This window comes from Paraflavisolibacter caeni, from assembly GCF_025628885.1.
Classification (GTDB): Bacteria; Bacteroidota; Bacteroidia; order Chitinophagales; family Chitinophagaceae; genus Flavisolibacter; species Flavisolibacter caeni.
This window is the reverse complement of the sequence record NZ_JAOTIF010000015.1, coordinates 99,304-124,661: the sequence shown is the minus strand read 5'-3', so window position 1 is coordinate 124,661 and position 25,358 is coordinate 99,304. Positions and strand designations below refer to the sequence as shown.

The window sequence follows — 25,358 nt, the reverse complement described above, 5'->3', positions numbered from 1 at the left end:
TACATGGAAAGGATTTATTATTACAGCATTTTGCTCATTGCATTTATATTGCCGAGCCCATACTGTGGTTTGACACTTGCATTACTTGCAATAGTATTTGTTTGTTGGCTTCATGCTGGAGATTATAAAAACATTCCCAAGATCATCAAGCAGCCACAAGTATTTTTCCCATTTGCTTTTTATTTGTTTTTGGCAGCAGGATTGTTGTACACAGCGCATCCCAGTAAAGTATTCAGTGGACTATCTACACAAATTGCATTTGCCCTATTTCCGCTTGTCATTGGATCATCTTCAATCATCAATAAAAGGTTGATTAAAGCATCGGGGCAAATGTTCCTTGTTTCTTTAAGTTTTTTTCTTTTTATTTCAATATGCTATGCTCTTTTTGATACTGTAAGAACAGGCGAAAGGAGTATAATGATTGAAGAATCCCTTTACTCTAAGTTCAGGTCTTTTGGACTAACAAGCGTTTTTCGCAACTGGCATCCTACCTATGTTGCGATGTTTGCAAATTTAGGAATTGCGATTCAACTACATTATTGCCTGGAAGCATTCAGTAAGAAGCAAATCATTCTTTCAACTCTTGTTGTACTGTTTTTAGGTATTTGCCTGGTACTATTAAACTCATTGACGGGCATTGCATGTTTTGTTCTGATTGGTTTTTATTATTTTAACAAGGTCTCCAGCCGATTGCATATCAATAAAAGAGTTAAATCCGGAGTTTTAATAGCTGCCTTTTTAGGATTGCTTTCCCTATTTTTTTTCAATCCATTTCAAAATGAAAAAATTGATAGTTTAAAAAACAAAGCATTTATTATTACAGATAATCAGGAACAGCGAAATCTGCTGACTATGCGCCTGGCTAAGTGGGAAACTCATATTGATATATTTAAGGAACATTGGTTAGGCGGCACTACTTTTGGTGATATTAATTACATCAGAAAAGATACCTATATAGCTAAAGGGTATCAGGATTTAGCCCATTATAACTACAATGCACATAATCAATACCTGGAAGTGCTTGCAACTTATGGTATCGTTGGAGTATTTATTTTTCTGGGGTTATTATTATCGCCCATTTTTCAGAGCAACAAATACCCGTTATTTATACCATTCCTGTTTATTGTGTCGATCACTTTTCTGACTGAATCTATTTTAGTGAGGCAGCAAGGCATTTTGTTTTTTATGTTCTTTTATGCGCTCTATACTCATAGAGGCTTCAAGGACACACAACAAGATCAATGCTCAACAATTAATCAACAATTTTAGTCAAGTTATTTCGGCGGGTTTTCTTGTTTTTAGGCTCAGCAACCGCGGAAGTGACAACTTCCATTTCAAGTTGGCCGTTTGTGGTATTTTTTGCCAAGGGTTCGAATTTGTAATCATTTAAGATGTACCTGAATACTAATGCTATGAATTTCAAATTCCCTATAAGATATCTTTTAAACATTCTTCTAGGTTCTTGTAATACACGGAAAAACCATTCCAGGCCTAATCCCTGCATCCATAAAGGAGCCCGTTTAACTATACCGGACACTACATCGAAACTTCCACCAACACCCATTATAAAGTTTACATTTCTCAAAACATCTCTGTTTTGGTAGAGCAAATTTTCCTTTACTGGCGAAGAGATGGCTACAAATAAAATATTTGCCTTGCTGTCAGCAATTTGTTGCACAACTTCCTGTTCATCTTCCTTTCGAAAATAACCATTACGGTAACCCGCAATTATTTCCGGTGAATATTGCCGGCTGAATTTTTCAATCACTTTTTGCAACACTTCCTCCTGAGCCCCCAGGAGGAATATCTTATAATTTTTACGATGTGCTAATTCAACTACTTTACCCATCAGATCAATGCCGGTCACACGTTCTTTTAATGGTTGCCCAAAAATTTTTGAAATCCAAATGACGGCCTGCCCATCAGCATTAATGATATCTGCATTAATTACACTTTCTCTTAATTCCATATTTTCATGCATCGCTACGATCTTCCCTGCATTCACAACGGAATGATGTATGTGCTGATTACCAGCAATTGCGTCATCCACCAAATTTATCGTTTCCTGCATCGTTAAATTATGCACAGGTGTGCCCAATACATACACTCGGTCTTTCATAATTTAGCTTTAATCTTCTACACTTTCGATGTTTCAAAATGTTGTCAATTCAGATCAGGTATACTCTATTTCTCCTAGAAAAATGAAAATTCCTATCTTATTGAGCATCACATTAAATAAAGCGTTGCATGTATAGTGCCAATTACTTAGATTTTTCTTTTGTAATTAACGCATTTAACTTTTAAAATTGTTTTTAGGAAACAACAATTGTGCCGCAGAGTTAGTAAAATATGAAAAAGTTGGATCAAATATTATTCTTGTAAAAACACATGGCGTAGAACATCCATGCCTGTGCCCAGCGCATATAAGGAACGTTTGAACTTAACCGTCTTTTTACCTGGTAATAGAAATAGCCAGCTTTATCCTGCATGTTGTTAATTGTCCAGTTCATTACTTTCTCTGCAAGATTTTTGTATTCATCAAAACGATTGAGCCGTACCAAGGTTGCGATCAGTTGTGCAGGAGCGTGAATATCAATAGGGTATAATCTGTTACTATAATATTTAGCGGAACCATCATTACAAAAGAATGTATTGATATAATAATCAAAACCTTTATCAACATTGCCATTAAAAGAGTGATCGCCTGTATACTGGCCATATTCATAGATGCATTCCAAATTGAACCCAGTATGGAAATTGTCGATCCAATCATGGAAGGGCAATGTGCCATATGCCCATGCACCATTTGGCTGCTGATAGTTGCAGACGAACTGTACAGCTTTGCGAGCCTCTTCTTTCAGGTGTTCCTCTTTTGTAAAACTGTAAGCCCTTGCCAGTAGCCTGGCACCTAATAAAGAAGCATTAAAAACCTGCGTTTGATCCATTGGCGAATAAGAAAACGCAAAGTTGCCCTGCTTATCATATGTCCTGTTCAAGTCATGAAGAACAAAGTTCACACTTGACAAAGCCGTTTCGAAGTAAATGTTATTACCTGTAATTTCATAAGCATTCCATAATGCATCGGCAACAAAAGAAGTTGCCACAACGGTTGGCGTATTTGCAGGTTGAAAAAAAGCCCTTGCCTGCCAATCAAAATAATAACCCCAGCAACTTCCTGAAAAGTTTGGATTTTGCAAATTGATGAGCTTATCGGCAAAAAATATGATCTTTTTTTTATATTCCTCTTTCGGCTGATGCTTATACAAGTTGTAGTAGCCCGTTAAAAATAATGCCAGTCCTTTGGCATTATGCTCTTTTGGCACCAAAGCAAAGCGACGAAAATTAATAGGGCTCAGCTTAAAAAATTGAATCCATGCCAATCTAAAAAAACGATTACCGCGGATCAAGGGTATGGATTTAAATACTTTGCTTGACAAACCATCAAAAGGGTCCCATCCTTTATAATTTTCTTTTTCACAGTAATCACTTAACCGTTTAAAGCTTAATTCAAAGTTGTTATCCATGGAAGCAAAGCTAATGTGTGAAGAGGGATATTGGAGGAGAGGTTTAACTTTGCAAAAAACATTCCGATTCATGAAAAAATTGGCTTTATTGATCATTTTAGGATTAGCTGGTGTTATCACATGGTATTTTTGGGAGACCAAACCGAAACCCAATGACGAAACGCCTCAAATAAAACCTCTTGCTGTTAGCCAGCATAGTGATAGTTTCAATACATCTGTAAAAGGAGCCCTTAACGATTATTATGCTCTTACTGAGGCCTTTGTTAATTGGGACAGCTCATCCGTTACCCTACATGCAAACAAGCTTAAAAACAGTATAGAAGCAGTTAATTTCAATGAAATAAAAAAAGACACTCCTATTTATCAGACAGCTATTAGTTTTATTGATGGTACAAAGGAGCAATTGGCTACAATTTCCAAACCTGGTGTCAATCTAAGTGAAAAACGGGTGTCATTCAATCAACTTTCAGACAACATGTACAATCTCATGCGTACCATACGTTATGATGAATCAAAGATCTATTTGCAGGAATGCCCCATGGCTTTTAATGATAACGAACCCGGCATCTGGTTGAGTAGTAAAGAAGATATCCGCAATCCGTATTTAGGCCTACATCATCCTAAGTATAAAGGAGGCATGGTGGAATGCGGAGAAACTAAAGACACACTCGATTTTATGCAGCACCAATAAGTAAAAATGCGCGCATGGTTTTGCTTTTTCGTCCTTCTGTTGTCTTTAGCAACAGCAGCCCAAGAAAAATATACATTTAATGGTTTTGTAAAAGACAGTGCGACCGGAGAATCCATTATTGGAGCCACAATCTCTGTTGCCAACGGATCCAAATCTGTCAGCAGCAATCAATATGGCTTTTATTCCTTAACACTTGACAGCGGGACGTATAGCATTACCATTTCGCATATTTCTTATTTTTCGCAAACTGAACAAATCGCTCTGCATAAAAACCTACAGGTCAACTTTTTACTTGCTTCCAAATCTGCCGCACTAAGCGAGGTACTTGTATATAGTAAAAGGAGTGATGCCAATGTAGAAAATGCACAAATGGGCAGGATAGACCTGTCTATTAATCAAATTAAAAAAATACCAGCATTTTTAGGAGAAGTTGATATTTTGAAATCGCTTCAACTACTTCCTGGTGTACGGAATGCGGGTGAAGGCAATGCGGGATTTTATGTGCGGGGTGGCGGGCCGGACCAAAACCTGATCATGCTGGATGACGCTATTGTTTATAATACCGGACACTTGTTTGGATTCTTTTCCATCTTCAATTCGGACGCTATAAAAAATGCATCCTTGATCAAAGGAGGCATGCCTGCGCAATATGGAGGCAGGCTTTCTTCTGTGCTAGATATTACCATGAAGGATGGTAATGATAATAAATTCCAGGCAGAAGGAGGTATTGGGTTGATTGCATCTCGCCTATCGCTACAAGGTCCATTACAAAAGGAAAAAGCATCATTCATAGTATCTGCCAGAAGGACTTATGTAGATGTTTTAGCCAGACCTTTCATTAACAGCAACTCAGAATTTCATGGGTCGGGTTATTATTTTTATGATCTCAATGCAAAAGTGAATTACAGGTTTTCAGCAAAAGACAGGCTTTATTTAAGTGGCTATCTAGGCAAGGATGTATTTGATTATAATAATTTGAAACGTTCTTTCAATGCAAATATCCCCTGGGGCAATTCAACAGCAACCTTGAGGTGGAACCATGTGTTCAGTCCAAAGCTATTCGCCAATACAACTCTTGTTTATAACAATTATAAATTCCGTTTTGCTGCGGCTCAGGACAATTTTGAACTTGCGCTTTCTTCGGGTATCAGAGATGGAAATGCAAAGATGGATTTTGATTTTTATCCTGCAACACAACACAGGATAAAGTTTGGAGGACTACTCACCTACCATAAGTTTATTCCGAATGTGGTGACCGGCAAGCAGGACTCTACAGTATTTGAGCCAAGTAATGAAGGAGATAAGTATGCCGTAGAGAAAGCATTGTATATACAGGATGACTGGGATATCAACGAAAAGTTCAAGTTGAATTATGGTTTGCGGTGGAGTTCCTTTTCTCAAATTGGCCCTTATACCAAATATGTCCGTGATGCTGACCGTAATAAACTGGATAGTACTGTATATTCCAGTTTTGAACGCATCAAAACCTATAATGGCATTGAACCAAGGATCACTGCCAGATATTCCATCGATGAAGAAACTTCACTTAAAGCATCAGTAACCCGCAATTTCCAGTTTATTCACCTGGTCAGCAATGCCGGCACTACTCTACCAACTGATCTGTGGGCACCCAGTACTTTCCGTGTTCAGCCTCAAATTAGCTGGCAATATGCAGCAGGATTCTTTAAGAACTTTCAAAACAACAAATATGAAACGTCGCTAGAACTTTATTACAAGGACATGCAGAACCAGATCGAATACAAAGAAGGATACACCCCTGGATTGCAGGATCCTGAAGAAGATTTTGTATTTGGTAATGGATGGAGTTATGGCGCTGAATTACTGATCAATAAAATAAGAGGTAAGCTTACAGGATGGATTGGATACACTTTATCCTGGACATGGCGGAAGTTTCCACAATTAAACGAAGGCAAAGTGTTCCCAGCAAAGTATGACCGCAGACATGACCTGTCGGTAGTTTCTACCTATGAGCTTAACCCCAAATGGCATATTGGAAGCGTATTTGTCTATGGTACAGGCAATGCAACATCTCTTCCTGAAAGGTTTTACATCATCGAAGGCGTATTAACACAGGAGTACAGCCGTATCAATAAATACAGGCTACCATCCTATCACCGATTGGACCTTTCCGCAACGTATACTCCTATTCCTAAAAAGAAGAGAAAAGTTCAGAGCAATTGGGTATTTAGTGTTTATAATGTTTATAGCAGGAAAAACCCATATTTCATCTATTTTGATCAAGAGGGCAGTCCTTATAATGGTTCTTTAAAAGTCGAAGCCGTGCAGGTTTCCCTTTTCCCCATATTACCATCAGTAACGTGGAATTTCAAATTTTAAACTAAGATCTTTTGAGGAGTTTTAAGGATCAGTAGTAGTTATGGATTCATCAACTATTCCGACTTAGGTTATAAGTCGGAATAGTCTGTAGCCTGGAGAAACGTGATGATATGTTTAGACACATTGTTCTTATACTCAGGTTTTGAAGATAATGCCTTCCAGGCGGGATCACTCCCAAAAGTTTTCCAGTGTTTGTCTCGCTCCTCCATGTTTTCAAATGAAGTCATATACATCAAGTTTGGTTTGGTGCAACCTGCCAACACCTCACCATAAAACACAGCGTTAAAGCCTAGTTTATTAAATATGCCAATTTCATCCCCTTTATTGAACATTTCTACTTTATTTGCATAGATCTTTTCCGAAGCGCTTTCATAGCTACGAAGTTCATATATACGTTCTGAACAAGGGGACTTTAATCCAGGTTTGCTTCCCAAAGGCATACCCTCAAATGCCTGAAGAAGGATGCTTTCGATACGTGCATAAGCAGGATTATTATATGCAGTATTAATATAATCGGCACCTTTTTCCAAATAGACCTTATCTTTTTGAATATCTTTTTCTAAAGAGAGGAAGTGTTCTAACTTTTTGTAAGGGATCAGAACATATACACGCTTATTGCTACTTGTATCATTGCCCACAGGTTTAAATACCCCTACCCTTTCATAACCTTGCCTGTGTAAGGCTGGAAGCAATGCATCTTTGAGGTAGCGGTCGACACGATTTTCCTGTTCTTTATTTTGCAGGTGATAAACTCTTATTTCATAAAATTCTTGTTTGTCTTTAGCAGAAGAATGCAAACACACTATACAGCATAAAAGAATGGCAATTAAGTATTTCATATGGTTTTTTGAGTTGGCCGCTAAAATATTAAATTGAACACGAACGGTTAAAATTTTCAATGAAAAAATTATCTTTCGTATATGATACCGGAATTAAGAAAGATTTTCAATGAACAGTTCAGTGACGAAAAATACCAATCCTATATCCAGGAGCTTAAAAATGTTTATCCCGGCCATATGGATTTCAGAATCGCCGAAACACCTGTTTTTGTTCCGAAAGACTTCACACAAAAGATGCTGGATACTTGTGAAAATATCATTGATGTGATCACGGATCCAAACTATATAGCGAAAAGTGATGCAGCAATCCCCAAACACTTGAAAGTACCGGCTCAGGATGCAAGGCCACACTTCCTGATCTTTGACTTTGCAGTTTGTCATAATAAGACAGGTGACCTAGAACCACAGTTGATAGAAATGCAAGGCTTTCCATCACTATTTGCATGGCATGCTTTACTGCCTGAAATTGCACACCATCATTTTACCTGGCCAGAAAACTTTAGTATATACCTTAATGGATTCAATCAAGAAAGCTATTTTGAACTCTTGAAGAAAGTTATTTTGGATGGAGAAGATCCTGAGCATGTTATACTATTAGAGCTATTTCCTCACCGGCAGAAAACCAAGGTTGACTTTTATGCAACCCGGGATCTTCTAGGCATTAACATAGTTTGCATCACAGAAATCATCCAAGAAGGTAAACATCTCTTTTATATAAAAGATGAAAAGAAAATAATTATCAAGAGAATCTATAACCGAGTTATTTTCGATGAACTGCTTCAACAACCCAAGGAAGTCCAGGAAAAGGGAAAGTTCTTTCAAGAAGAAGTCGATGTAGAGTGGGTACCTCACCCTAACTGGTTTTACCGTATCAGTAAATTCAGCCTGCCATTCATCAAACATCCCTTAGTACCGAAAACAGTATTCTTACATGAATTGAATACATTTCCAACTGATTTACATAACTATGTTGCCAAACCGCTTTTTTCATTTGCTGGCCATGGAGTCATCATTGATGTTACAAACGAAGCTCTTAACAATATAGAAGATAAAGAAAACTGGATCTTACAACGGAAGGTTACCTATGCTCCTATAATTGAAACGCCTGATGAAAAAGCAAAGGTGGAGATCCGTCTTTTTTATTTCTGGGAGCCGGGAACACCCAGGCCTTTAGCCACTAATAACTTAGCCAGGCTTAGTAAAGGAAAAATGATTGGAGTCGATTATAATAAAGATAAAAGTTGGGTTGGAGGGAGTTTTTGTCTGTTTGAGCAATGACAGATTGGTGAAGAGTAACTTATTATATAAAGGATGTATGTTCGAATGTTTAGCAAGAATAAAAAGACTTAAGGAGAAAGGATTCTACTATAGAAAACTGGTATTTAGCAAGAAACAATTACTATAGGTTACATTAAAAATTGAAAAATGATTGTAGTATTAATGCGAGCCTATATAAGATGATTATCTCATGAGTTACAGACATACGCATTCATAGAAAATAGTTTTAAGAGCTTACTATTTCCAAATTGTGAAACGGCACTGAGTTGTCAAACAGGCTTATACTTTAACTGCTTTTCTTTTTGGTAGTACTTTTACTTCAGTTTCTTCAACTTCCATTTCTACAGCTTCCAGCTTTTTAAATTGAGCAGCATCCCAAACATGATCTAAAGAAACTTGCTCTATGTTTTCATATCCAGCGCTAAACAGTTTATTCCAACTGCTTTCGCGATTAAGATCTGTTACTATTTTGGAAGTAGCTTTTGGATAAGCTATCCAAAGCTTGGATTCTTCCTTTAATGCGGGCATAATATCTTGCAGAATACAATTCAACTGGTATTCACTAACTGAAAATATCAGTGCAAACTCAATTTTTCTGCTTCTCAATAAAGGAGTGAGATTTTTTGCGAAGGAAAGCTTTGTGAACTGCTTTTCGATTGAGGAAGGCAAACCTTGAATTAATAAATTCTTTTCGTTTTTTAGCTGTAATTTTTCAAAAATTGTTTGAGACATATTTTGTTTAAATTTGTTTAAAACGAAGCAGTTATATAAATTGACAGCTTTTTTCTAATAAACAGCAGGCAAAATTACAAAAGTTTGCTGTAACTACCACACATTAAGTAATAAAAAGCCCGTTAATAACCAATATTAACGGGCTTTTTAAAGGATCCAGAAGTATTTATCTCTATATTTTATATTATATTTAATTATACTAATTTGGTAATAAACTAATATAGTTATTTACTAATTGGTTTATAATATTGTAGAGCTTCATCTAAATACTTTTGTAAGTATGCTATCCTGTTTTCTTCTGCCGGGTGCGTACTCAAGAATTCAGGAGGTCTGCTGCCTGTTGACATTTTTTCCATTCTTTGCCACAAGGCGATAGCTTCTCTAGGGTTATAACCCGCTAAAGCAGCCCAGCGCATTCCATACCTATCAGCCTCCAATTCGTGTTTACGGGAAAATGGTAAAAGCACGCCAACCTGACTACCCAGGCCATAAGCTTGCATAAAAAGACTTTGCGTTTCTGCGGGTTTTGAAGATAATGCAACGGATAAAGCTGCTCCACCTAACTGTTGAGCCAACCCCTGACTCATCCGCTCATTACCATGCTGAAAAATTGCATGAGAAATTTCATGTCCCAGTACATTTGCCAGAGCTGCTTCATTTTGGGTTATTGGCAATAAACCTGTGTATACAACCACTTTTCCCCCTGGCATAGCCCATGCATTTGCTTCTTTGTTATTTACAAGATTGAACTCCCATTGATAACCGTTCAATACTTCACTTAATCCCTGCTGTTTGTAATAAGATTGCAAAGCGTTGGCGAGACGCTGGCCAACACGACGAACCATTTCTGCATCTTTATCTGCTGATGGACTTACTGTTTTGTTTTGTGATAGAAACTGACGATATTCCTGAGTAGCCATTGCCTGAAGTTCAGATTCAGATACCAACTTAAATTGACTTCTACCTGTTACAGGATTTGTTGAGCAGGATATCACCGTTGCTGCAACAATAAATAGGGTAAGAATGTTCCGTACCATTTTCTTGCTTTTTTATAATAATTCCAATAGTTATACCAAATATTACAATGACCTATCTACCTTAAAATGGTTTAAGAAAGGAAATGCAAAAATAAGAATTGGGAGTGGTGAAAAGTGAAAGGAAAATAGTTAATGAGTACTAATTAATTAGTACTATGAAGAATTACTAAAGGATTGTTAATAAAAACGCACAGGATATCCTGTGCGTTTTTATTGAATATAAATAAAGTTTATTCATGTCTACGCCGTTGTTTGCGTCTATCCCTGTACTTTAGGATCGGGACTTTGCTTTCACCGCCTTTAATCAGACGGCCTATATTTTTTTGATGTGTGAATAATACCATTAATGCGACGATGATTGCAAAAACACGGTAGAAATATTCAGGCTCGTTGAAAATATATAGAATAAAAATGGGGAAAGCTATACTTGCCAGAATAGAGCTTAATGAAACCCAACGGGTAAGGTATAATACCAAGATAAAAACTCCTACACAGCATAAAGCGACATTTGGCTGGATACCGAGCACCATACCAAAGAGAGAAGCCACCCCCTTTCCTCCTTTAAAATTTGCCCAAATTGGAAAAATATGACCGACTACGGCAGCAAGGCCTAGTCCTAATTGTAGATTAATAAGGTATAACTCGTTGTCGTAAACTTCCGGCAGCATGAAAGCAAGCTTAACAGCAATAACAGCTTTCAGCATATCAACGACCATAACGAAAGTACCCCATTTAGAACCTAAAATGCGATAAGTATTAGTAGCTCCGGCATTCCCACTACCGTAGTCCCTAATATCTATTCCGAAATAGGATTTACTTACCCACACGGAGGTTGGAATACTTCCTATTAAATATGCCAAAACAATCAACAAAATTTCATTCATAGAAAGCTGTTAATACAGTGCAAAATTACTTATAAAGCATTGAGATTTAAAGTTAAAGTAATAATTGCTCAGCTTGTTTTGCTAAAGTATAAGGAAATCCAATTACCTCTACTGACTTTTCTCAATAATGATAATGGAAAACCTTTACAAGCTGAAATTATATCCTGTTCGTCTTCGATCAACAAACCACTAAACAATACTTTTCCTTCCTCACCTATAGCATCTATTATTGATGCCAGATGTTGCAAAATGACGTTTTTGTTAATATTTGCCAGAATGATATCAAAAGTTTTGGTGACAGGGACGCTTGATGATTGATACAATTCGATTGCCTGACACTGATTTCTTGCTATATTTTCGGCAGCATTTTCAATACTCCAATCGTCCACATCAATAGCTGTAATTTCTCGTGCGCCCAGCTTTTCTGCAAGGATTGCTAAAATTCCAGTACCTGTTCCAAAATCAAAAACTGATTTATTTCTAAAATCAATATCCTTCATTTGCTGAACCATCATGTAGGTGGTAGCATGATGTCCTGTACCGAAACTCATCTTGGGAGTAATAATGATTTCATGTTGGACAGTTGTTATAGGTTCATGAAAGTGAGCACGAATGGCACAAAAATCCTCAACTATGACAGGCTGGAAATCTTTCTCCCACATCTCGTTCCAGTTTTGCTCTTTTACAGTTTCTACATCATATTCATAAGAGCTCAGCAAAGGCAGTATCTCCACTTCGTTGAAATCATCAGCATAAAACCAGGCAATCAAAACATCTTCCTGTTGTTCAAATCCTGTTGCATTCAAATCACTTAAGGTAGCGATTAACAATTCCTGGGCCTCCTGGGAAGCTTTAATAGAGAGTTTGATTGAGTCCATTACTTATTTTAATAAATGAGCGTTACGCAACTTCAAAGAAACAAAAAGTCCGGAAGCCAGAAAGATAATTCATGTATCATGAACATACTTTCCAACCTTCGGACTTACAGTCTTGGGGACTTATTTAGCTATTAAGATTGTTTTTCAGACTGACCGTTACCGCCGCGTTGTTGTGGCTGCTGGCCTTCAGGCTTTGGCAGCAATATTTTACGGGAAAGCTTGAATTTGCCAGTCTTTGGATCTGTACCTGTCAGTTTTACTTTTACCACATCTCCTTCATTCAGAACACCTTCAAGGCTTTCCAGGCGCTTCCAGCTTACTTCAGAGATATGCAGCAACCCTTGTTTACCAGGCAGGAACTCAACAAAAGCACCGTAGGGCTGTATCGATTTCACTGTAGCTTCGTAAACGTCGCCAACTGTTGGAACAGCAACGATACCTTTCACCCAGTTATGAGCTTTCTCAACGCCTTCTTTTACCGTACCAAAGATGCTCACCTCGCCCATATTATTTTTCTCTTCGATATTGATAGTAGTACCAGTCTCACGTTGAATTTCCTGGATCACTTTACCACCAGGCCCGATCACTGCACCAATAAATTCACGGTCGATAAACATTTTCACAGTGCGTGGTGCATGAGGTTTCACATCAGATCTTGCCTCTGCAATACAATTATACATTGCATCCAGAATATGCATGCGACCGCGGCGAGCTTGCTCGAGCGCATTGCGCATGATTTCCATGGGAAGGCCATCTACTTTGATATCCATCTGGATACCACAGATACCTTCGCGCGTACCAGTTACTTTAAAATCCATATCACCGAGGTGGTCTTCATCACCTAAGATATCGGTTAATACGGCGTATTTACCTTCTTTAGTGATCAAACCCATTGCTACACCGGCTACGTGTTTAGGGAAAGCAATACCAGCATCCATCAGAGCAAGGGAGCCAGCACAAACAGTTGCCATTGAAGAGGAACCATTACTTTCCAGGATATCACTTACCACACGGACGGTATAAGCAAAATCTTCTCCTGGCATCATTTGTTTCAATGAGCGTAGCGCCAGGTTTCCATGACCTACCTCTCGGCGGCCAGGTCCTCTTAAGAACTTAACCTCACCAGTTGAAAATGGAGGAAAGTTATAGTGTAGGATGAATTTGGAATATTCTGATTTGGCAGCACTTTCAATCAGGAGTTCATCTAATGGTGTACCTAATGTAACTGTGGTCAGAGATTGAGTTTCACCTCGAGTAAACAGAGCCGAGCCGTGTGGCGTAGGCAGGACATCCACTTCCATATCCAACGGGCGAACCTGTTCCAAACCCCTACCGTCCAAGCGAACATGATCATTTAAGATCATATCGCGCACGACGTTGTACTGAACATCAGCCAAGTAATTTTTAATCAGTTTCTTTGTACCATCAGATATTTCTTCTCCTTCCGACAGGTTAGCCTCTTGACGAACTATTTCTTTCAATTCTTCGTAAACCTTTTTGTAAGCATCCTTGCGTTCTGCTTTTGGAAGGTTTGCTTTTGATTGCTCGGCAATCTTTGCTGTAGCAAATTCTTCAACTTTCTTGCGCAAAGCCTCATCTTGTGCAGGTTTGGGGTAATCCCTTTTTTCTTTCACACCAACCAAGTCCCTCAGTTCCTGCTGTGCTTTGATCTGTACTCTGATGGCTTCATGAGCGATTTCCAGAGCTTTAACCAGCTCTTCTTCACTACATTCTTTAGCTTCACCTTCCACCATCATGATGTTCTTCTCTGTAGCTCCGATCATAAAATCCATATCGGATTTTTGCATTTCAGAGCGGGAAGGGTTTATTTTATATTCACCATCAATGCGGCTGATGCGCACTTCGGAGATCACTTCTTTGATGGGGATTGTAGAAACTGCCAGTGCCGCGGAAGCTGCAAGGCAGGCCAGCGCATCAGGCATAACTTCCGGATCGCTGGAGATCAATGTAACGATCACCTGAACATCACAAAGATAATCTTCAGGGAAAAGAGGACGTAATGCCCTATCAATAAGGCGGGAGATTAAAACTTCATAATCACTAAGCCTTCCTTCACGTTTAAAGAAAGAACCCGGAATACGGCCTGCTGAAGAGAATTTTTCCATATAGTCAACACTCAATGGAAAAAAGTCCTGGCCTTCCTTTGGTTCTTCGCTGGCCACAGCAGTAGCCAACAAAATACAATTGCCCATTGTTACTGTAACAGCACCATCGGCCTGGCGTGCCAATCTACCGGTCTCAATAGTAACCTGTCTGCCATCGCCTATTTCAAATGTTTTACTGAATTTTTGCCGTAACATACCTTATGGTTTAGATGGTAATTTAATGCCAAAAAAGTTTGTGCATAAAAAACTATTCCCAACCGCAGTTGGGAATATATCGTTTACACAAACTTTATTTATTTTCTGAGTCCTAATTTTTCAATCAGTTCGCGGTATCCCTGAAGGTTGTGCTTTTGCAGGTAGTTCAGCAATCTTCTACGTTTACCTACCAGTTGCATCAATCCACGGTGTGTGGAAAAATCTTTTTTATTTTGCTGCAGGTGAGCAGAAATCTGGCTGATGCGTTCTGTTAATAATGCAATTTGTCCTTCAATTGAACCAGTATTGGTTTCTTTACCTCCAAAGTTGGCAAATATGCCGGCTTTTTTTTCTGTAGTTAATGACATCGTAGTTTTTTTATAAAGACATCCGATTAGATACCCGATAATTTTGGCGGCAAAGGTAAGAGAAATTTGCGATTTATAAGTTTAGATTTACATTTTTTAGCAATTGGATGTTAATAGGATATTAAGATATTGGGATAATGGGTTGTTAGATTTTGGAAGAGGGGATCTTATTTTTGCCATATGGAACCAATAGATGAACTTTCCCTAGATACCAAAGCTATCCTGGGATTGCAATTACCTACTGACCCCCGTTGGGTCAACCTGGCTGAAAAATCACTCCAAGATATATTAACAGATCATGCCTACTGCGAGCAAAAGGCAGCCACTTCATGCATTTCTTTAATTCAAAGGTATAGTGAGAAGGAAAAACTTGTAACCGCACTTGCGCCAATTGTTACAGAAGAATGGGGCCACTTCAGATTGGTGCTAGCTGAATTGCAAAAGCGGAAACTGAAGCTTGGCAGGCAAAGGAAGGATGAATATGTGAACCAGCTGCTGTCTTTTGAGGCTAAAGGTGGCAGTGAGGAAGGCAGGCTATTGGACAAACTCCTGATCTGCGCCCTGATCGAAGCTCGTAGCTGCGAGCGTTTTAAACGCCTGAGTGAGAGACTGGAAGATACCTACCTTCGGAATTTTTACCGGCGTTTTATGGAAAGTGAAGCCGGTCATTATACCTTATTTATTGACCTGGCTGAAACCTATATAGACAAAGAAAAAGTAAGGAAACGCTGGAAAGATTGGCTGGAATATGAAGCTGGAGTCATCAAAAGTTTAGGTGTAAGGGGGGATAGAATGCATTAGGAAGATTGCGATATTTTTAGATTCCGGGAATTAGGTTCAGGAAACCACCTTCTTTGTTTCCTGAACCTAGCCTTCATCCGATACGTTTGAAAAATACTTGATCTCTTTTTCAAAATCCATGTACGGATAGAGCTTTTTAAAATTTTCAACTTTCTCAAGATAGCTTCTTAAAAATTTCTTATGTCCCTCCGTTGCCGGGTTTGCGGACCTGTGCTTACAGGCAATTACAATTTTTTTGACTTCTTCACTCAGTGCGATGGTTTCCTCGCTCATGAATGTTTGCTGGAACTTTTGTAAAACAAATTCGGTAGCCGGGTAGTTGGGGTGTACCATGTCGATATCATAGAAGCGGTAATCGCGGAGTACGTCGATCACCAATTCATAGGATGGGAAGTAGTATAACCGGTTGAACTTGTTGACCATATGGTGCACCGCTTCTATCAATCGCGCTTTACTTCTGTTGTTTTCCACTACCCCATCCCTTATATGACGGACAGGACTTATGGTAAAAATGATGTTGAGCTTTTTATTAAAATGAAACAATTGGTGTATGGTATTATCCAGATTTTCAATAATCTCAGTAATGGACAACAGGTTTTTCTGAAAGAATTGAGATGGAGCACGGTGGCAATTGGCTACAGCCCCTCCATTTGTTAAGACAGAGATCTGGGGGATACCGACAGATCTTGATTCGTCGTCCTTCAACCTGTAGTTAAAAGCAGACCCCAGTGTAATAATGAGCCAATCGGCCTCCTTTAAAAAATGGTGAGCATGATTTTGGGACCTGTTAATTTTTTCCAGGACACGATCCTTATCCATTCCTGAGAAACGGCTATGATGCTGCCAGCTTTGCCAAAGTTCATTCAGGTAAAAAAGGTCTTCGCCAGAGTATTGTTTATTCCTTATATAAGAAACAAGGCTACTGCAAACAGAAACCGGGTCAAATAAAATACCATTTGGATTTTGCAAGACCTGAAATTTCATATTGGTTAATGCATTACCAATATGCTCTGTAAAACAGGATCCTACAGATAAAATATGATGCTGATGATGAATCAACTTTTCTGCCTTGGGCAGGTTGATATTGAGCATGAACTCCATTACACTTCTTTTTAAAACCTATAAGAGTTCAAAAATTCTACAGGTCTTTACCAAATATTTCAGCCGCAATGGTAAGACTGTTTTGCAAAGCGTCAAAATTCAATTGTGGCAAAACATTTTGACTCTTAAAATAATCGATCATCCATTCTGTATTCATATTCCCCACCAATTCATCATTTGCCATCGGGCACCCGCCAATTCCTTTCAGGGCACCATCAAATCTTAGGCAACCTGCATTTAGAGCCGCTGCAGTTTTAGCCTGCCAGTTTTCGATTGTAGAATGAAGATGAACACCAAATTCGATATGGGGATATTGCGGAATTAAAGTGTCCAGGGCAAAACTAATTTGTTGGGGAGTAGCCACACCCACTGTATCGGAAAGAGCAATGATGGTAACCCCTCTTTTTACCATTTCCCCTGCCCAGTGTAACAGGATCTCCTGGCTGTAATCATCTCCATAAGGATTACCAAAACCCATACTTAAATAAATAACCAGGTTCTTATTTTGTCTCAAACAGAGTTCCTGAATATCCTCCACCCTTTTGAGACTTTCTTCCATTGAACTATTTGTATTGCGTTTCTGAAAGGTTTGAGAAATGGAAAAAGGAAAACCCAAAAAAGAAATTTCTTCAAAAATTGCAGCTTCTTCTGCACCACGAGCATTTGCAACAATAGCCAGCAGCTTTGTTTTACCTGCATTAAGATTTAGTTTCTGAACCACTTCCTTTGTATCAGCCATTTGAGGAATTGCTTTGGGAGAGACAAAGCTTCCAAAGTCGATGGTATCAAATCCAACTTGCAATAAAGAATTTATATAACGTATCTTTTGCTCTGTCGGGATGAAGTGTTTCCATCCTTGCATTGCATCGCGCGGGCATTCGACCAATTTAACTGTCATTGATAGAAGCTTATTATTAATTATAACCTTGCAGCGAGTTTCATTTTATCCCTGATACGGTTGAAGAAACGCATACGCTCTCTTTCTCCGGCATGACTCAATTGCGTTGACTTTTTAATCAGGTTTTGGAAGGCATCATACATATAAGTTGTGAAACGTTCATCGCGAGTGCCGATAAAATTTATTACGCTATGATTCAAATAAACGACTTTCATTGTTCCCAGGTCGGCCAAAACAGAATTATCCCCCAGGATCAATTCATTATTATATAAATTGAAGTTCACTGCTCCAGGCTTGGGCGTTCCTTCGATGGAGAATTTCACACCTAAATCTGCCTGCCTCTCAATATGATCTATCAATTTGATCAATGTTTTATACAACTTTGCCACGTCTTCTTCAGATTCAAAGCTTTTAGCATCCCGATAAAACTCGATCTGACGAATGGTGGTATTGATGCTTTCAATGTTCCATATTTCCGTTGAAGGAATCTGCTCATATACAGCCGCTATCTTTTTGCCTAACTCAATATGCCTGGGATCAATATTTTGGAAGGAAAATTTCTGACCTCTCAAATCTTCGTAATGCAATATGGACTTGCGCCAGAAAAAGGACTTAAAGGCAATCAATTCCGGCACCTGAAACTGTTGCATCAGTGGAATATCTTTTGCCAGGTAATAGACATGCTTTTGAGGAAAACTGTTCATGAATGCGACTTGCTGTAAAGTTGCATCCAACCATTTATCAAAGGCATGATCTGTTGCATTTGCCAATTTTCCTGTAAACAAAAAAGAGTCGGACTGGAGATGCAGGAATTGATCGAGCGAAATTTTAAAATGAGTGGCCAACTTTTCAATTTCCTCCAGAGTTATAGGCTTCTCTCCTCTTATACGCCTGTAAGCACTGTCATTGCTAATTTTTAACAGGTCTGCCACCTCATCGACCAGTGACAGATGCGGGGGCAGGCTATTCTTTATATGATGGAAGAATGATACCTGTGCGTTTTGTGGTTCCATTGTCAACGGTTTTGGCAAAAATTGCAAATGGCATTACCTAATTTTTGCAAATTTTCTGCAGTGATCTAAAAATACTTGCATTTTTTGCAAATGCCAACCTTTTTATAAAGATATTTTATAATAAATAGGACAAATTCTTATTATTTTTTTTTGCCAAGTAATTATCAATTTCGTTTCCCTTTCTTGCCTAAGTAGGTTTGTATAAGAATGCTTGAAATAATAATCAAGCATCAAATTCTTTGTTATGAAAGCAATCATAATTGTGGCTTTTGCACTATTTTCTCTTCATGCGATCTCTTCAGACAGCATTCCTCATCAACCGCTCACCTATAAGTCAAAGCTTGTTACACTGTATGATCGGACCTGTATGGGATATCTCAGCAACTTGACTGATAGCAAAATTTATATTTCAAATAACCAAATCTCATACGGGGAGCATCCGAACCTGAACGCTCAAAAGAAGTTTTCCTACACAGAAATGTCCCAAGTAAGTCTAAGGCAAAAAGGCAGTATAGGGAGAGGGATTCTTATTGGAACAATTAGCGGAAGCTTATTTGGAGCATTCGTAGGATTAATCGCATATCAAAAACCTAATTGCGGTACAGGTGCCTGGGTTTGCATTGATTTAGGACCTAGTTACAGTGCACTTGGAGGAGGAATTGTTGGCGCTCTGACCGGAGCGTTAATAGGGGGAATTATTGGCGCAACAAACAAAAAGGTCTCTGCCCTACATGAAAAGAAAGAAAAGCATGATGCTATGAAAATAAGTGTTTTAGCAAGCCGGCAGATTCATTATTGAAATAGTATCCGAAGCCTTGAGAATTGTTTAGACAACAGAACCTAATTCTTCTAAAAATAAAACGGAGGCTATATGAGACCAATCAATTCAATTCCAGCCAGAAGGTTGACAGGTATTAATACTGTTCAGGCCCTTACCATTTTAGTTATCACATTCCTATTATATAGTTGCCAGAAAGAGGAACAACAAACCAGTAATACTACAATGGTAACAGAAGAAACTTCTCTAAGCAAATTTGGACCGCCGGATATTGTTGTTCATGAAGGTAGTTCTATACAGGCTGCTATTAATAATGCTCAAAATGGTGCAGTGATTTTTATTGAACCAGGGACATATAAAGAAGCTATAGTTATTAGCAAACCAGGAATCAAGCTCGTTGGAAGGTCAGAAAGTGAAGTTATTATTGAAGATCCAGGAGGAGAGAATAATGGCATCAGAGTAACTGACGAAGGAGATGATTTCACGCTTTCAAATGTCACGATCAGAGGATTTGAAAGAAATGGCGTTATCCTTATAAGAGTTACCAATTATTTAATATCCCATGTAACTACGATTCACAATGGTGAATACGGCATTTTCCCAATCCGCAGTCAAAACGGGGTTATCGAACATTGTGTAGCTATAGGCCATTCGGATACAGGCATCTACATAGGACAATCTGATGGAGCAGAGGTAAGGTTCAATAAAGTTTATGAAAATGTAAACGGAATAGAGGTAGAAAACTGCTCAGATATTATTGTAACCAAGAATCAATGTTATAATAATACAGCAGGGATATTAGCCGTCTTATTACCTGGATTAACAGTAAAAGAATTAAAAAATATTCAGATCGTTCACAATCATGTTTACGACAACAATCTTCCAAACTTTGCCGATGAGGAAGGTGGTTTTGAAGCTCTTGTCCCCAGTGGCTCTGGGATTTTGTTTGTGGGAGGAGACAACTCAACGATCGAGGACAACAATGTTAAAGGAAATAATTTTGTAGGGATAGCAGTTGTCAGTACGCTCGTCCTTGGTCAATTGGGTAATATACCACCTGAAGCTTTTGCCGATATTGAACCTTTAGCGAATCAAGTAAAAGTTACCAGCAATGTTGTTATGAAAAACGGAGAAGCCCCTCCTACAGGTCTTCCATTGCCTGGTGAGGATCTTCTTTGGGATGGTTTAGGGGTAGATAACTGTTGGTTGAAAAACAATTATAATACAGGCTTCCCCCAAACATTGCCAACCTGCAATTAAAGAGGAGAAGCTACAAAATAGGCACATGATCAAAAATAAAGATGCCCAATCTTTGGTTTGATTGGGCATCTTTATTTCGCGTAGTTCACGATAATCAGGTGATAGTGTTTTATCTCAGATCCACCACTTCTACTCCAGGATATCTCTTTTTATCGAATATAAAGCTTGCATCAGCAAGAGCAGCATTTGGAGTCAACTTGGTGATGGTATAGCTGTAACGGTTACCATTTTTCTCCAGGAACCTAGCACTGTAAATGCTTTTTGCAGCTTTGTCGATAAGCACATATACTTTATGGAAAGGACGAGATTTGTCAGTAGGTGTCATTTCAATTTCCTGAACTGTTTTACCTGCTACTTTATTCTCTCCATTCAATTTGTATAAAAAGTCTTTATCGTAAAAGTTAGTAAATAACTTTTGAGGAGTCATTGCACTTCCGGAAACATCTACGCCATTTACGGTTACCTCATTAGCTGCTTTATCATAATTCCATGAAGTTCTGCCATCAGAAAATATTTCCAGGTCACCCATCGTTACATGGTACTTGTTTCCTTTCATACTAACTGAACCTTTACGGGAAGAAAGCACCTTGCCTTGTGCATTTTCAACCTGATAAGTAAAAGAAGCCTGAGGTGATTTGAATGTTTTAAAATTTGAACTAACTCCATCGAGAATCTTTTTTGCCTCCGGGTCACTTTTCGTCTGGGCATTGGTCACAAGCACTGCAAAGGCAAATACTAATAAAGAGTAAATCTTTTTCATTATTTATTTATTGAGTTTTCAAAAATTCCGCGACAAATATAGTCCCGGGTACGTGAATAAAAATTCAACTAATGTACCGGATTATATATTGAAGGGCATCTTAACAATAGTCTAACTGTATGAAATAATAAAACTGCGGAATTCGAAAGATTCGATCTTTAATTCATCAATTGTGTATATGTATTTACGGCATATTTTCTAAATATTCTAACAATTCAGCTTCCGTTTTTATCATTACCTCTCTGGCCTTACTGCCAAGGTTTGGTCCCACTACGCCGGCGGCTTCCAACTGGTCCATAAGTCGGCCAGCCCGGTTATACCCAAGCTTCATTCTGCGCTGGATCAGGGAAGTAGATCCTACCTGATTTTGTACAATCAAGCGGGCCGCTTCTTCAAAAAGCGGATCACGGTCGGCAACGTCAAAATCTTTACTTTCCAGTTCTTTTTCATCAACATATTCGGGAAGCATAAATGCCTGGGAATAGCCACGTTGTCTTGCAATGCTATCCACCACTTCTTCAACTTCCGGAGTATCTACAAAGGCACACTGCAACCGGACAATCTCTCCGTTGTAGGAAATCAGCATATCACCTTTACCTATCAACTGCTCAGCACCTCCTGCATCCAAGATGGTACGGGAGTCGATCTTAGATGACACCTTAAAGGCAATACGTGCAGGGAAGTTGGCCTTGATGGTACCTGTAATAATGTTTACCGATGGGCGCTGGGTAGCAATGATCAGGTGAATACCAACCGCACGAGCCAGCTGAGCCAGACGCGCTATCGGCATTTCCACCTCCTTACCTGCGGTCATGATCAAGTCGGCAAACTCGTCGACTACCAATACTATAAAAGGTAAGTACTGATGCCCCTTTTGTGGATTGAGTCTGCGCTTAATAAACTTATCGTTGTATTCTTTGATGTTCCTTGCACCAGCTTCTTTCAGAAGATCGTACCGGTTATCCATCTCAATACACAGGGCATTGAGTGTATTGATCACTTTTTTCGTATCGGTAATGATCGCTTCTTCTTCACCGGGGAGTTTGGCTAAGAAGTGCTTCTCTATATGCCGGTAAATGCTAAGTTCCACTTTCTTGGGATCGATCAGAACCAGCTTTAACTGGGAAGGGTGCTTTTTATACAGTAAAGAAACCAAGATCGCGTTCAAACCAACCGATTTACCCTGACCAGTTGCACCGGCCATCAGCAAGTGCGGCATGGCTGCCAAATCGACTATGAAGTTGTCATTGTCAATCTTTTTACCAATGGCGATGGGCAGACTAAAAGTATTGTGCTGGAATTTTTCAGATGATAAGAGCGTACGCATGCTTACCACGGTCTTTTTCACATTCGGCACCTCAATACCGATCGTGCCCTTACCAGGGATTGGTGCAATAATACGGATACCTAAAGCTGCAAGGCTCAGTGCGATATCATCTTCCAGATTTTTGATACGTGAGATACGAACACCTGCTGCGGGTACGATTTCATATAGAGTTACAGTTGGACCAACTGTGGCGCTTATTCTCTGAATCGTAATGTCGTAGTTTTTCAGGGTAGTGATGATCTGGTTTTTGTGCATTTCCAACTCAGAAGCATCCTGAACAATCTTTTCACTACCGTGAGATTCGAGGATATCAAGCGATGGATACTTATAATCTCTCAAATCCAGTGTAGGTTCGTATGGAGGAAGGTCGCTGTAATCCTTTTCCCGCTCTTCATCGATGGGTTTATCTTCTACCCTATTGATCTCAAGTTTTAAATCAGTAGCAGCAGAAGGAAATCTTGGCCTTTCCACATGAACAACCGGTGTCTGCAGAACAAGAGTAGGAATCGCATCATCATGTTCTGATTCATTACCAGATTCCATGCTGCTAAAATGAGTCCTTTCAGTTTCATTATAAGTTAAGGGTTCTACTTCATCAAGTTCCTGTTCCTCTATAAGAGGTTCAGGTTCTTCAACCGTTTGATTGATAATCAACCTTTCTTCTTCAGGTATGTTCTTTTCCACCAGTTCAAAAACATTCTTAGGAGTTTCCTGCACAGGAATGTTTACGATCATTTCCCCATCACCCTTCAGAATATTTCCCTTTTCTGGCACCACAGGTTTCACATCTTCTTCTACAAAAAGTTTAGCATCAGAAACTGGAGCCATTTCGGGCTGAGCCTTCGAATAATCTTGATCAACTGTTAACACCTCATCATCAACTTCTTCCTCCACTTTAACTGGTTTAATTGGTTTTTCAGGCAATCTAAAAGTTGGATTGAATTGCCAGATGATATAACTAAGACCGACCACCAATAATAAAGCTGCAGTTCCTGCAATACCCAGAAAACTATTTAGCCAGGAACTAATCATGTCGCCCACTCTACCGCCGAACGGGAAAGCTGCGCTGGAGAATAGAAAAGAGAACGAAACAGAAGTAATCAGAAGGCCAAACGTAATATAACGCAGGTTTCTTTTAACAGAAAAGATTTTTTGATTCGTTAACAGGTTTATTCCTGTGATGAAGAAGAAGGAACAAAATAATAAAGAAGCAATGCCAAAACCTCTATAAATAAAGAAATGCGATATATAGGCTCCCAGGCGGCCCAAGAGATTGCTTACTTTGATTTCATCATCCCACAAAAAGGATGCTTCATTGTTGAGTACTTTATCCTGGTCTTCTTTCCAGGTAAACAGATAAGATATAAATGCAATAAAAAGGAAAACTGATAGCAAAAGGGACACAGTACCCATGATTTTCCAGGTACGTTCATCTTTTGCCAGTTGTTTGAAATCAACCTTCTCTTCCCGGTCCTGTTTCAATTTTTCCGGATCCGGTTTTGCCTTTTTCACTTCCTTCTCCTCAACCTTAGGTGGTACAGGTTTTTTCAGCTTGTTAGCCATATCGACAAAGATATAATTTGGATTTTGAAGTTTGATTTTGAAGTCAAGGCAAAAAGCTGTAATATATTAGAAAGGTAGAAAAGCTTTTATCTTTTCGCTAATGCTATTAGAAACAAGCACCAGCCAAGGATAAAGAAAAGTCCGCCGATAGGTGTTATAATTCCCATCCCAGAGATGCCTACTTTATTCACAGCTTTTAAGGATGCCATCAAGTACAGGGAACCAGAAAACAAAACGACACCTGTAACAAAGGACATACCGGCGTAATTCAGGAATGAGGCATTTGCGGTACGTTCGGCCAGAATGCCAATTAACAGGAGTGCAAATGCATGATACATCTGGTATTGCACACCCGTCTGATAAGAGGAAACAGTTTCCGGCGGTACGAGTTGTTTAAGGCCATGTGCTCCAAAAGCACCTAAAATCACTGCCAATCCACCTAACACTGTGCCTAGAATCATATAAATTTTTGCCATTACCATTGCATTTTAAGGCGATAAAAATACGAATTGATGAGAGATGATAGATGAGGGATGAGTTTGGAGTTTGAAGTTTGGAGTTGGAGTAGTAAAAATCTGTTTCGTGCTTGAAGTATGCTTCAGGTATGCTTCAGGTGTGCTTCAGCTATACTTGATCTATCCTGAAGGTATGGTCGGTTAGATAAGGGGGATAGTAGGCCGTAAGTATATGGTAGATATGCCTTAGGTACGGAGTAGATACGGACTATATATGGAGTATCTAGGGAGGATGTACAGAGGATGTTTACTATAACTCTACTATAAGTTTACTATAACTTTACTGTAAGTTTTCTATAAGATTACTATAAGGGTACAATAATTTCTCTATAGATCGGGGGTAGAAATGTAAAATTGGCATCAAAAAGTATAATATTACTGGGGTTGGGGGAATGGAAAGATGCGAAATGAAGGAGAAAGGTGCTATACTGA

General features: G+C 38.9%; 22 protein-coding genes. 7 read left to right on the top strand and 15 right to left on the bottom strand.

The genetic code is table 11. The features are described 5' to 3' along the window. The first annotated feature begins 3 nt into the window (after positions 1 to 3). The gene (locus tag OCK74_RS17115) at positions 4 to 1,269 is read left to right on the top strand and encodes an O-antigen ligase family protein (RefSeq protein WP_279298283.1); all 1,266 of its coding nucleotides are present in this window, start codon (positions 4 to 6) and stop codon (positions 1,267 to 1,269) included. Here the strand turns inward: OCK74_RS17115 and OCK74_RS17110 are convergent. Then, entirely contained in the window at positions 1,253 to 2,119 is an 867-nt protein-coding gene (locus tag OCK74_RS17110; RefSeq protein WP_279298282.1) for a WecB/TagA/CpsF family glycosyltransferase, read from the bottom strand. The genes OCK74_RS17115 and OCK74_RS17110 overlap by 17 nt on opposite strands. A 244-nt stretch (positions 2,120 to 2,363) precedes the next feature. Continuing rightward, positions 2,364 to 3,524, bottom strand: coding sequence for a prenyltransferase/squalene oxidase repeat-containing protein (locus tag OCK74_RS17105; RefSeq protein WP_279298281.1), 1,161 nt, complete (start codon positions 3,522 to 3,524; stop codon positions 2,364 to 2,366). Between the two features lie 70 nt (positions 3,525 to 3,594). Between OCK74_RS17105 and OCK74_RS17100 the strand changes: the two genes are divergently transcribed. Together OCK74_RS17100 and OCK74_RS17095 are read left to right on the top strand one after the other, a co-directional pair. Next, the gene (locus OCK74_RS17100; protein WP_279298280.1) at positions 3,595 to 4,215 is read left to right on the top strand and encodes a DUF3347 domain-containing protein; all 621 of its coding nucleotides are present in this window, start codon (positions 3,595 to 3,597) and stop codon (positions 4,213 to 4,215) included. A gap of 6 nt (positions 4,216 to 4,221) precedes the next feature. Then, entirely contained in the window at positions 4,222 to 6,573 is a 2,352-nt protein-coding gene (locus tag OCK74_RS17095) for a TonB-dependent receptor (protein WP_279298279.1), read from the top strand. A gap of 68 nt (positions 6,574 to 6,641) precedes the next feature. Here OCK74_RS17095 and OCK74_RS17090 read toward each other — a convergent pair whose 3' ends face one another. After that, positions 6,642 to 7,412 carry an NIPSNAP family protein gene (locus tag OCK74_RS17090; protein WP_279298278.1) on the bottom strand — a complete coding sequence of 257 codons (771 nt, stop codon included), beginning with the start codon at positions 7,410 to 7,412 and terminating at the stop codon, positions 6,642 to 6,644. 81 nt (positions 7,413 to 7,493) lie between these two features. On the opposite strand from OCK74_RS17090, the gene OCK74_RS17085 reads away from it, so the two are divergent. Then, positions 7,494 to 8,690, top strand: a complete 1,197-nt coding sequence (locus OCK74_RS17085; protein WP_279298277.1) for a hypothetical protein — start codon at positions 7,494 to 7,496, stop codon at positions 8,688 to 8,690. Between the two features lie 279 nt (positions 8,691 to 8,969). Here the strand turns inward: OCK74_RS17085 and OCK74_RS17080 are convergent, their stop codons facing one another. From OCK74_RS17080 to rpsO, 6 genes are all read right to left on the bottom strand, one after another. Further along, complete coding sequence (locus tag OCK74_RS17080) at positions 8,970 to 9,422, bottom strand: hypothetical protein (RefSeq protein ID WP_279298276.1); 453 nt, start codon at positions 9,420 to 9,422, stop codon at positions 8,970 to 8,972. Between the two features lie 224 nt (positions 9,423 to 9,646). After that, positions 9,647 to 10,459 (bottom strand): M48 family metallopeptidase, encoded by an 813-nt coding sequence (locus OCK74_RS17075; protein ID WP_279298275.1) that lies wholly within the window; start codon positions 10,457 to 10,459, stop codon positions 9,647 to 9,649. 230 nt (positions 10,460 to 10,689) lie between these two features. After that, on the bottom strand, positions 10,690 to 11,343 hold the full coding sequence (gene plsY / locus OCK74_RS17070; RefSeq protein ID WP_279298274.1) for a glycerol-3-phosphate 1-O-acyltransferase PlsY: 654 nt from the start codon (positions 11,341 to 11,343) through the stop codon (positions 10,690 to 10,692). A 68-nt stretch (positions 11,344 to 11,411) separates the two neighbouring features. Beyond that, positions 11,412 to 12,221: a 50S ribosomal protein L11 methyltransferase gene (gene prmA / locus OCK74_RS17065; protein ID WP_279298273.1), complete on the bottom strand. Its 810-nt coding sequence runs from the start codon at positions 12,219 to 12,221 to the stop codon at positions 11,412 to 11,414. A gap of 131 nt (positions 12,222 to 12,352) precedes the next feature. Further along, entirely contained in the window at positions 12,353 to 14,542 is a 2,190-nt protein-coding gene (gene pnp, locus OCK74_RS17060) for a polyribonucleotide nucleotidyltransferase (protein ID WP_279298272.1), read from the bottom strand. Positions 14,543 to 14,640: 98 nt separating this feature from the next. Then, on the bottom strand, positions 14,641 to 14,910 hold the full coding sequence (rpsO, locus tag OCK74_RS17055) for a 30S ribosomal protein S15 (RefSeq protein ID WP_279298271.1): 270 nt from the start codon (positions 14,908 to 14,910) through the stop codon (positions 14,641 to 14,643). A 180-nt stretch (positions 14,911 to 15,090) separates the two neighbouring features. Here rpsO and OCK74_RS17050 point away from each other — a divergent pair, with 180 nt between their 5' ends. Next, positions 15,091 to 15,711 (top strand): MiaE family protein, encoded by a 621-nt coding sequence (locus OCK74_RS17050; RefSeq protein ID WP_279298270.1) that lies wholly within the window; start codon positions 15,091 to 15,093, stop codon positions 15,709 to 15,711. Between the two features lie 66 nt (positions 15,712 to 15,777). Here the strand turns inward: OCK74_RS17050 and OCK74_RS17045 are convergent, their stop codons facing one another. From OCK74_RS17045 to OCK74_RS17035, 3 genes are read right to left on the bottom strand one after another with little or no spacing between them, the layout of a single operon-like run. Continuing rightward, positions 15,778 to 16,812, bottom strand: coding sequence for a GSCFA domain-containing protein (locus OCK74_RS17045; protein WP_279298269.1), 1,035 nt, complete (start codon positions 16,810 to 16,812; stop codon positions 15,778 to 15,780). 37 nt (positions 16,813 to 16,849) lie between these two features. Next, positions 16,850 to 17,710: a hydroxymethylglutaryl-CoA lyase gene (locus OCK74_RS17040; protein WP_279298268.1), complete on the bottom strand. Its 861-nt coding sequence runs from the start codon at positions 17,708 to 17,710 to the stop codon at positions 16,850 to 16,852. A gap of 20 nt (positions 17,711 to 17,730) precedes the next feature. Next, positions 17,731 to 18,723, bottom strand: a complete 993-nt coding sequence (locus tag OCK74_RS17035) for a helix-turn-helix domain-containing protein (protein ID WP_279298267.1) — start codon at positions 18,721 to 18,723, stop codon at positions 17,731 to 17,733. 244 nt (positions 18,724 to 18,967) lie between these two features. On the opposite strand from OCK74_RS17035, the gene OCK74_RS17030 reads away from it, so the two are divergent. Together OCK74_RS17030 and OCK74_RS17025 are read left to right on the top strand one after the other, a co-directional pair. Next, positions 18,968 to 19,522, top strand: coding sequence for a hypothetical protein (locus OCK74_RS17030; RefSeq protein WP_279298266.1), 555 nt, complete (start codon positions 18,968 to 18,970; stop codon positions 19,520 to 19,522). A gap of 204 nt (positions 19,523 to 19,726) precedes the next feature. Further along, positions 19,727 to 20,761 carry a parallel beta-helix domain-containing protein gene (locus OCK74_RS17025; protein ID WP_279298265.1) on the top strand — a complete coding sequence of 345 codons (1,035 nt, stop codon included), beginning with the start codon at positions 19,727 to 19,729 and terminating at the stop codon, positions 20,759 to 20,761. Positions 20,762 to 20,870: 109 nt separating this feature from the next. Here OCK74_RS17025 and lolA1 read toward each other — a convergent pair whose 3' ends face one another. From lolA1 to OCK74_RS17010, 3 genes are all read right to left on the bottom strand, one after another. Beyond that, positions 20,871 to 21,521, bottom strand: a complete 651-nt coding sequence (gene lolA1 / locus OCK74_RS17020) for an outer membrane lipoprotein periplasmic chaperone LolA1 (protein ID WP_279298264.1) — start codon at positions 21,519 to 21,521, stop codon at positions 20,871 to 20,873. Between the two features lie 184 nt (positions 21,522 to 21,705). After that, entirely contained in the window at positions 21,706 to 24,411 is a 2,706-nt protein-coding gene (locus OCK74_RS17015; RefSeq protein WP_279298263.1) for an FtsK/SpoIIIE family DNA translocase, read from the bottom strand. An 86-nt stretch (positions 24,412 to 24,497) separates the two neighbouring features. After that, positions 24,498 to 24,887, bottom strand: a complete 390-nt coding sequence (locus OCK74_RS17010) for a DUF423 domain-containing protein (RefSeq protein WP_279298262.1) — start codon at positions 24,885 to 24,887, stop codon at positions 24,498 to 24,500. Positions 24,888 to 25,358: the final 471 nt, after the last annotated feature.